General features: G+C 37.1%; 1 protein-coding gene. It reads left to right on the top strand.

Features of this window, described 5'->3' with window-relative positions; translation table 11 throughout:
• Window positions 1-437: hypothetical protein (locus HHO50_RS21130; RefSeq protein WP_219921624.1), on the top strand; the 437-nt coding region annotated here is incomplete at its 5' end.
• Between the last annotated feature and the right edge of the window lie 81 nt (window positions 438-518).

The raw sequence follows: 518 nt of genomic DNA, 5'->3' as shown, positions 1-518 counted from the left end.
AAACTCTTGGCCGTCGTTTAGCAGCGGCCGTTGTAAAACATTTGAAAAAATTAATCTACATATCATTAATGTTTTGTCTCGGATTCAAGTTCGCAGACAAGGCGTGCTATCTGGAGAATGGAAAATATAAGGTGCTTTATGATAAGCAGTTCTCTAACTTTCCCAAATTTGAATTTGAAGTCAAAGGAAAAACTTTGACGGAATTGAACACAGGGAATAAAGAAGTTTATACAATAAAAGATTTGTCAGAAAGGAGCTTCCAGCTTGTTCCACCTAAAAGTCACACCGACAGTTTAACGAATATCCAAAAAGCCTTAGTATCACTTGGGCAGCCTTACTACGAAATCACTAATTGTACAAAAGATACAATTGAGTTCATTTTAAGGGTTAACTTACATATTACTTCACATTCTGGAAAGTTTGTAAGAATAAAGTAAACGGTCTTAAAAAAAACGTTTTACAACAACGTGTAAACGTCAGCAGCGGCCGACGGCCTCGCCGTCGTTTACACAAGTACG

The sequence above is a fragment of the Rufibacter sp. XAAS-G3-1 genome, from assembly GCF_013623775.1.
In the GTDB taxonomy this organism is placed as follows: domain Bacteria; phylum Bacteroidota; class Bacteroidia; order Cytophagales; family Hymenobacteraceae; genus Nibribacter.
Note: the sequence above shows the minus strand (reverse complement) of the source record. Positions and strands in the feature narration are given on the sequence as shown.